This is a genomic window from Trebonia sp., from assembly GCF_030042015.1.
Lineage (GTDB): Bacteria > Actinomycetota > Actinomycetes > Streptosporangiales > Streptosporangiaceae > Trebonia.
The window spans coordinates 1-7,172 of the sequence record NZ_JASIAL010000320.1 but is presented as its reverse complement, the minus strand read 5'-3'; the positions used below and the strand labels follow the sequence as shown (position 1 = coordinate 7,172).

The following is a 7,172-nucleotide window of genomic DNA, read 5'->3' as shown; positions in this document are numbered from 1 at the left end:
CAGCATCGCCTGCTGCCGCTCCCGCGCCAGCGCCGCCAGGATGTCGGGGTGGTTGCTCATGCGGATCGCTCCCTTTCCGGTTGGTCATCGCAGCCAGCCCGAACCTATGGCGGCACGCCGGCGCCCCGCATCGGGAGCGGTTCCCCAGTTTCACCCTGGGGCTGCCTAGCTTTCCCGCGCGCTTACCCATCTTGCGGCGCTTGCCCTGCAGATATGTAATGCCTGGTAGCAGGCGGTCCGGATGTGGGGGAGACTGGTAACATGCCGCTGCTTGAGCGAGAAGCGCAGCTGGCCTCGCTGGCGGAGTACGCGGACCATGCCCGGCACGGGGAGGGTCGGCTGCTGCTCATCGCCGGGGAGGCGGGAGTCGGCAAATCGGCGCTGGTCGATGAGGCACAGCGCGGCCTGCCTGACGCGACCTGGTCCTGGGGGGCTTGTGACGGCCTGTTCACCCCGCGGCCGCTCGGCCCGCTCTTCGACATCGCCGGCAAGCTCGGCGGGGAACTGCTCGAGCTGTGCCGGGCCGGTGCTCCCCGCGAGGAGCTGTTCAGCGCCCTGCTGCGGCAGGTCAGCCTGCCAGGGGAGCTGCACGTGCTGGTGGTGGAGGATGCCCACTGGGCCGACGAGGCAACCATTGACCTGCTGCGCTACCTTGGCAGGCGGATCAGGGACGCCGCGGTCCTGCTGCTGGTCACCTACCGGGATGAGGGCCTGACCGCGACGGACCCGCTGCGCGTCGCGCTGGGTGACCTGGCTGCCCAGCGGTCTGTCCGGCGCATCAGCCTCCCGCCGCTGTCCGCGGCCGCGGTCGCGGTGCTGGCCCAGGGCAGCGGCCTCGACCAGGCCGCGCTCTACCGGCTGACCGGCGGTAACCCGTTCTATGTCAGCCAGGCCGTGCAGGCCGGGACGGGCGAGGTGCCGGCGTCCGCCAGGGACGCCGTGCTGGCCAGGGCCGCACGGCTGGGCACCGAGTCGCGCGCCGTGCTGGACGCGGCGGCGCTGATCGGCACCCGGGTAGAGCTCGGGCTGGTTGAGTCCGTCGCCGGCTGCGCGGCGCCGGCCATCGACGAGCTGCTGGCGTCCGGGCTGCTCGCCGCGGACGGCATGGCGCTGCGTTTCCGGCACGAGATCGCCCGGCTCGCGGTTGCCGAGGCGGTCGGCGCGCACCGGCGCGCCGCCATCCATGCGCGGATCCTGGCGACGCTGCAGGATCTCGGCTGCGACGACGACGCCCGGATGGCGTTTCACGCGGAAGCGGCCGGCGATCGACAGGCGGCGCTCCGCCATGCATCCGCGGCCGCCCGCCGGGCTGCCGCGCTGGGCGCGCACCGTGAGGCGGTCGCCCAGTACGAACGCGCGCTGCGCTGCACGGACGGGACCGATCCCGCCACCGTCGCCAGCCTGCATGACGGCTTCGCGTATGAGGCATCGCTGCTTGACCGCTGGCAGGAGGCGGCGGATGCCCGGGAGCGGGCGCTCGGCCTGTGGCGCGACGTGGGCGACCGGCTGCGCGAGGGTGACACGCTCCGCTGGCTCGCCTCCTCACTGGGCTACTTGAGCAGGGGAGAAGCGGGAATCGCCGCCGGCCGGGAAGCGATAGCGCTGCTCGAGCCGCTGGGTCCGACCGCCGAGCTGGCTTGGGCGTATGCCACTCAGGCGGGGACGCTGATGGTACACGGCGCCAGCAATGATGCGATCAGGCTGGCCCGCCAGGCGCAGGCGGTCGCCGGGCCGCTCGGCCTGACCGAAGTGCTCAGTGACGCGCTGAACAGCGAGGCGTGTGCCAGCCACAAGAATGGCGGGGAGTGGGCTGGCGCGCTGCGCCAGGCCCTGGACGTCGCGCTGGCCGGCCAGCATGAGGCTGCGGCGGCCCGGGCCTACGCCAACCTGCACGCCTGCCATGTCGATCGACATGAGTGGGCCGCCGCACAACCCTATTACACCGCGGGGATCGCCTACTGCGACGACCATGACGTCACTACCTACGTCATCTGCCTGCGCATTGGCCAGGCCAGCGTCCTGGAGGCGACGGGCCGCTGGGATGAGGTGTCGGCACTCTGCCAGGAGCTCTTGGCCGGCGGCCCGTCCCCGATCCAGCGGGTCAGCGTGCTGTACCAGCTCGGCAGGGTGAGCGGCCGCCGGAGCCAGCCAGGCACCTGGGAGTATCTCGACGCGGCGGCGGAGCTCGCCGACAAGGGCGGTGAGCCGCAGCGCATCGTGCCCGTGCGGCTAGCCCGGGCCGAGGCGTGCTGGCTGGACGGCAGGCTGGCGGACGCCCGCCGCGAGGCCGAGCTGGCCGACGACGTGGCCGGCGGCGGCGATGAATGGGAGCGGGGAGCTGTCGCGGTCTGGCTGCGGCGCACCGCCTCCGACCGGCCGCCACGCGGTGCGGTCGCCAGTCCCTACCAGCGCGAGGTCGACGGCGACTGGGCCGCCGCGGCCCGCCTCTGGGCAGACCTTGGCTGCCCCTACGAGGCCGGACTGGCCATGCTCGGGTCCGCGGACGAGGCGGCGCTGCACGAAGCGCTGCGGATCTTCGCTGGCCTTGGCGCGTCGGCCACGGTCCGGCTGACCCGGCAGACGATGCGCGGGCTTGGCATTCACTCGATTCCGGCCGGACCCCGGACGGCCACCCGGGAGCACCCGCTCGGGCTGACCAGGCGCGAGCAGGAGGTCCTCGACCTGATCTGCACCGGGCACACGAACGCGGAGATCGCCGGCAAGCTGTTCATCTCGGTCAGGACCGTCGACCATCACGTGTCGGCGGTGCTGGCCAAGCTGGACGCGCCGACCCGGAGCGCCGCCGCGACCCAGGCCGCGAGGCTGGGCGCGGCCAGGCCCGCAGGACGGCCAGGACAGCGGGTCGACCGGGATCAGGACGAGGCCGGGCTGGCGTAGCCGTGCGCGTAGGCGTAGCGCGTCGCCTGGACGCGGTCCCGTGAGCCGGTCTTGGCGAAGATCCGGTTGACGTGCGTCTTGACGGTCGCCTCGCTCACGAACAGGGCCCGGGCGATCTCCCGGTTGGACTGGCCGGCCGCGATGAGCCGCAGCACCTCCGACTCGCGCGGCGTCAGCTCATCGTCCGCTCCGCCCCGGGTGCCTAGGGCGCCGGGGGCGCCGGGGGCGGACATCTCCGGCGCGCGGACAGCGGCCGACAGCAGCCGTTGCTGCACCCCTGGATCGAGCACGGCCTGGCCAGCCGCGGCGGCCCGCAGCGCCCGTCCGATCTCGGCCCTGGTCGCGTCCTTGGTGAGGTAGCCGAGCGCGCCGGCCTGCAGCGCCCCGATGATGGACTCATCGTCTGCGTAGGTGGTCAGCACGACGACGCGGGTGCCGGGATGTTCGGCGGTGATGCGGCGGGTGGCGGTCACGCCGTCGCCGCCGGGCATGTTCAGGTCCATCAGCACCACGTCCGGGAGCGTCGCGGCGACGAGCTCGATGGCGGCGTCCCCGTCCGCCGCCTGGCCTGCGACGGTGATGCCCGGCAGGGTGCCGAGCAGCAGCACGAGGCCTTCGCGGACCGCCGACTGGTCGTCGGCGACGACGACCGTGACCGGTTCGTCCTGAGTGTCCCGTGGGTCCGGGGTCATGCTGGAATTTTGAGGCATACCCGCCATTGTCCGTCGGCCGGCCCGGCCGTCAGCGTGCCGCCGCCGTGGGCGGCCCGCTCGCGCAGGCCGGCGAGCCCGTATCCGGTGCCGGCGGCCGCGAGCGGCCGTGCCGTGTCGGCTGGCGGCAGCGGGTTGGCGACCTGCACCGCGATCTGCGCGGACTCGAATTGCAGGCACACGGTGACCGGCTGTCCCGGCGCGTGCTTGCGGGCGTTGGTCAGCGCCTCCTGCGCGGTCCGGTAGGCGGCCAGCGCCGCCTCGGCGGCCACCGCCCGCGGCGTTCCTGCCACGGTGAAGTCGACGGCCATGTCGCCGTCGGCGCGGTACTGCCTGGCCAGCGCCGCCAGTTGCTCCGCCAGCGGCGCGGGGGCCGTGGCCGTGTCCCGCAGCGCCAGGATCGCCCGGCGCACCTCCACCATCCCCTCCCTGGTGAAGGCTCCGGCCCGTTCCAGGCACTCCAGTGCCTTGGCGAGTTCTGGGCGCTCGTCAGGGAGCGAGGCGAGCAGGCCCTCGGCGGCCTGCAGGTTGACCGACACCGCGGCCAGTGAGTGGGCGAGCACGTCGTGGATGTCCCTGGCGATCCGCGCCCGTTCGGCCAGCGCCGCCGCCTGGCTCTCGGCCTGGTGCGCCCGGCGGGCCTGCTCGAGCGCCTGCTCGGCCTGCTCGGCACGCAGCACGTACGCGCGGCGGGTCAGCCCGAACGCCCACAGCCCGATGAGCGCCGCCGAGTAACCCGCCAGCGTCCCTGCTGGCGCCCCGGTCGAGATGCCCGCGATGAGGAACGCGGCGACCGTCTCGGCGGTGATCGCAAGCGACGCCTCGGTGTCCAGCCGGACGCCGGCCGAGGCGGTCACCAGGCAGCCGACCGCGATGGCCGGGCTCTGCGACGACACGCCGGCCAGCGCGCCGCCGGCCGCCCCGAGCACGACAAGCGCCGGGAGCTCCACCCGATGCGCGCGGCCGGTGAACTCCCACACGAGCCACGCGACGACGCTGATGCCGAGCGTGACCGCGACCGCGACACCCTGGGCCCCCACTCCAGGGTGCGGCGTGGCCAGGGGAACCGTGACCAGCACCATCGCCAGGATGAGGAACCGGACGGCCATCAGCAACGGCGGCACGCCGGCCGCGCTGTCGCCCCGCGCGGCGACGGAGGCGAGGGAGCGGAACACGCCTCCAACGTATCCGGCGGGTCCGGCGGCGCGCGCCGGCGCGGGGGTTGACCCCGGGTGGACGTCGGCGTCTCCACCTGGCTTCCGCCGTCCCGGCATGCGCACCTCCACCCGGTATGGACCCGGCATCGAGCTGTGGGCCGACGCGGCGGCAGGAGTCCGCTGCCTAGCGTGGCACACGTCACCGCAAACGCTTCAGCCAAGGAGTTCCCGTGGACGCCAGCGTTCTGATCCCCAACCTCATCATCCTGGGCGCCGTGCTGATGTCCGACCTCGGACGAAAGTACGTCACCCCGCTGCGGCTGCTGCGCCCGTTCATCGCGGCGGCGATCATCGTCCCGTTCTACTTCGCGGGCGTCGCCACGTCAGGCAACGGCCTGCTGCTCGAGCTGGCCGCGGCCGCGGCCGGCCTGGCGCTCGGCGTCCTTGCCGCCGGGCTGATCCGCGTGTTCCCCGATGAGCGGACCGGCAAGGTCGCCTCCTACGCGGGCATGCCGTACGCCCTGCTGTGGAGCGCGGTCGTCGGCGCCCGCATCTACTTCTCCTACGGTTCCACCCACGTGTTCGGCGCCCAGCTCGGCCACTGGCTGACGACCAGCCAGATCACCGTGGGCGCGCTCACCGACGCGCTGATCTTCCTGTCCGTCGCGATGCTGCTTGCCCGCACCGCGGCCCTGGCCGCCAGGGCCCGCCGGGTCGGCGCGCGGCAGGCGGCCCGGCTGCCGGTTCCGGTGGCCAGCGGCCGCTAAGGCCGAACTGGCGACTCGTCTGCTTCCACGGTTACGGAGCCACCCGCGCGCTGATCGTGCTCGACCCCGGCTACCAGGGCTCCGCGCGGGGCGTCGGCGCCAGTGCATCAGCCGTCGCCTCTCTTCCCGTAGCTCCCGTAGCCCGTCACGGCCGCCGGAAGCGCGCAGCGCGCGCTGCCGCTGTGAGCCGCGCACCACCCGGTTCGATATACGTCAGCTGACCGATGTCTTGCACCTGAAACTTGCAGGAAAATTTGGCGTGCAACCGGCATCGGCCTCTCACTTCCGGACTACGCCTCCCCGGGCGGGGCGGAACAGGACCGCTCTTGTGCGGCTGCTCCAACCGCCTGCCAGAGGGGACCTCCGATGAAGACGATGGCGTCTGCCCGCCCGGCCAGAATTCCTGCGCGGCACCCGCGGCTGACCTCCGGACCAGCGCCGGTCCCCGCCGGGTCAGTTTTCAGGCGTCACCGACAAACGGGCCGTCGTGATTCGCTTGAAACGACCAGAGGAGAGAGCGTGTGAGCACGCCGGGACGCCCTGCTCAGGATCTGAGCTGGCTGGTCACGAACCTGGTAGAGCGGGTTCCGGGCGTGGCCCGTGCGATCGTGGTGTCCGCCGACGGGCTGCCCCTGGCGATTTCTGCGGGGTTCCCGCGAGAGCACGCAGACCAGCTCGCTGCGATCACGTCGGGCCTTGCCAGCCTTACGCAAGGTGCCTCCCGGGTTTTCGAAGGCGGCCCGGTCGCGCAGACCGTGGTGGAGATGCACCGCGGCGTGCTGGTCGTGATGGCGATCAGCAATGGCGCTAGCCTGGCCGTGCTCGCGACCTCGATCGACTTGGGTCTTGTTGCCTACGAGATGACCCTGCTGGTAGAGCGCGTTGGCCGGGTGCTCACCCCGGCCGCTCGGCACGGCGTCACCGCGAGCTGAACGCCGGTCCCCTGACCCCTCCGCAGGGCGATCCAGCGGGAACGAGTCCTGCAGCGGACGGAGTGCCGCCGAGCGGGCGGCGAAGTGGTCGACGGCCGGGAAGCCCAGGGAATGATCTGCCGATCGCGGCAACGGCAGGTAGGACTCGTCCGTCTCCCTGGTCGTCACCCGCGGCGTGACGCCGAGTGCCGAAGGGCGGTCTAGGGGAGTCGCCGGGCTGGTGGTTACATGCTGGGCAGGCAGCACCGTGTCAACCGTGTTCCCGGCATGGGCGTCTCATATGTCAGGGGATTTCCGGAAAGCTCGGTCGTGAGGGGGGATCGGTGCAGCGGTCTGGTGCTGGCGGGATCCGGGCGGTGCTGGCCCTCTTGGCCGGGGTGTGCTGCGCCGTGGCTGTCGTGGTGGCGGGATCGGGCGTCCCGGCTGGCGCGTCGGCGGACATCGCGCCTGGTGCTTGCGGGAGCGTGCTGCTTGCGGGCTCGGCGTGGCTGGGCGGGCTGGGCGTGGATGTGCGGAGCAACGGGCAGGACGAGGGGACTGGCGCGGACTGCTCGGCAGCGCAGTCCAAGGTCGGCGGGGTCCCTGCGGGCGAGGAGTGGCAGTGCCCTGAGCTGGTCAACCGGCTGTACCTGTCGCGTGGCTGGATCACCGAGACCTGGCACGGTAGTGCGGGTCCCGCGCTGTGGGACGACACGCCGGGGCAGTTGC

General features: G+C 72.7%; 6 protein-coding genes. 4 read left to right on the top strand and 2 right to left on the bottom strand.

Annotated features, from left to right (window positions below):
• Positions 1 to 261 precede the first annotated feature (261 nt).
• Entirely contained in the window at positions 262 to 2,898 is a 2,637-nt protein-coding gene (locus Q1N79_RS17110; RefSeq protein WP_300610077.1) for an AAA family ATPase, read from the top strand.
• Here the strand turns inward: Q1N79_RS17110 and Q1N79_RS17105 are convergent.
• Together Q1N79_RS17105 and Q1N79_RS17100 are read right to left on the bottom strand one after the other, a co-directional pair.
• The gene (locus Q1N79_RS17105) at positions 2,874 to 3,590 is read right to left on the bottom strand and encodes a response regulator transcription factor (protein ID WP_300610076.1); all 717 of its coding nucleotides are present in this window, start codon (positions 3,588 to 3,590) and stop codon (positions 2,874 to 2,876) included. The genes Q1N79_RS17110 and Q1N79_RS17105 overlap by 25 nt on opposite strands.
• A complete protein-coding gene (locus Q1N79_RS17100) occupies positions 3,587 to 4,783 on the bottom strand; it encodes a histidine kinase (protein ID WP_300610075.1) in 1,197 nt (398 codons plus the stop codon). Before Q1N79_RS17100 ends, Q1N79_RS17105 begins: the two co-directional genes overlap by 4 nt.
• A 212-nt stretch (positions 4,784 to 4,995) precedes the next feature.
• On the opposite strand from Q1N79_RS17100, the gene Q1N79_RS17095 reads away from it, so the two are divergent.
• The 3 genes from Q1N79_RS17095 to Q1N79_RS17085 all read left to right on the top strand — a co-directional run.
• Complete coding sequence (locus Q1N79_RS17095; protein WP_300610074.1) at positions 4,996 to 5,532, top strand: hypothetical protein; 537 nt, start codon at positions 4,996 to 4,998, stop codon at positions 5,530 to 5,532.
• A gap of 521 nt (positions 5,533 to 6,053) precedes the next feature.
• Complete coding sequence (locus Q1N79_RS17090) at positions 6,054 to 6,464, top strand: roadblock/LC7 domain-containing protein (protein ID WP_300610073.1); 411 nt, start codon at positions 6,054 to 6,056, stop codon at positions 6,462 to 6,464.
• Between the two features lie 323 nt (positions 6,465 to 6,787).
• The coding region (locus Q1N79_RS17085) for a hypothetical protein (protein WP_300610072.1) at positions 6,788 to 7,172 on the top strand (385 nt) is incomplete at its 3' end.

Coding starts and splice junctions, on each gene's coding strand:
- Q1N79_RS17105 (WP_300610076.1), bottom strand. CDS start 3,590: ATGACCCCGGACCCACGGGACACTCAGGACGAACCGGTCACGGTCGTC.
- Q1N79_RS17110 (WP_300610077.1), top strand. CDS start 262: ATGCCGCTGCTTGAGCGAGAAGCGCAGCTGGCCTCGCTGGCGGAGTAC.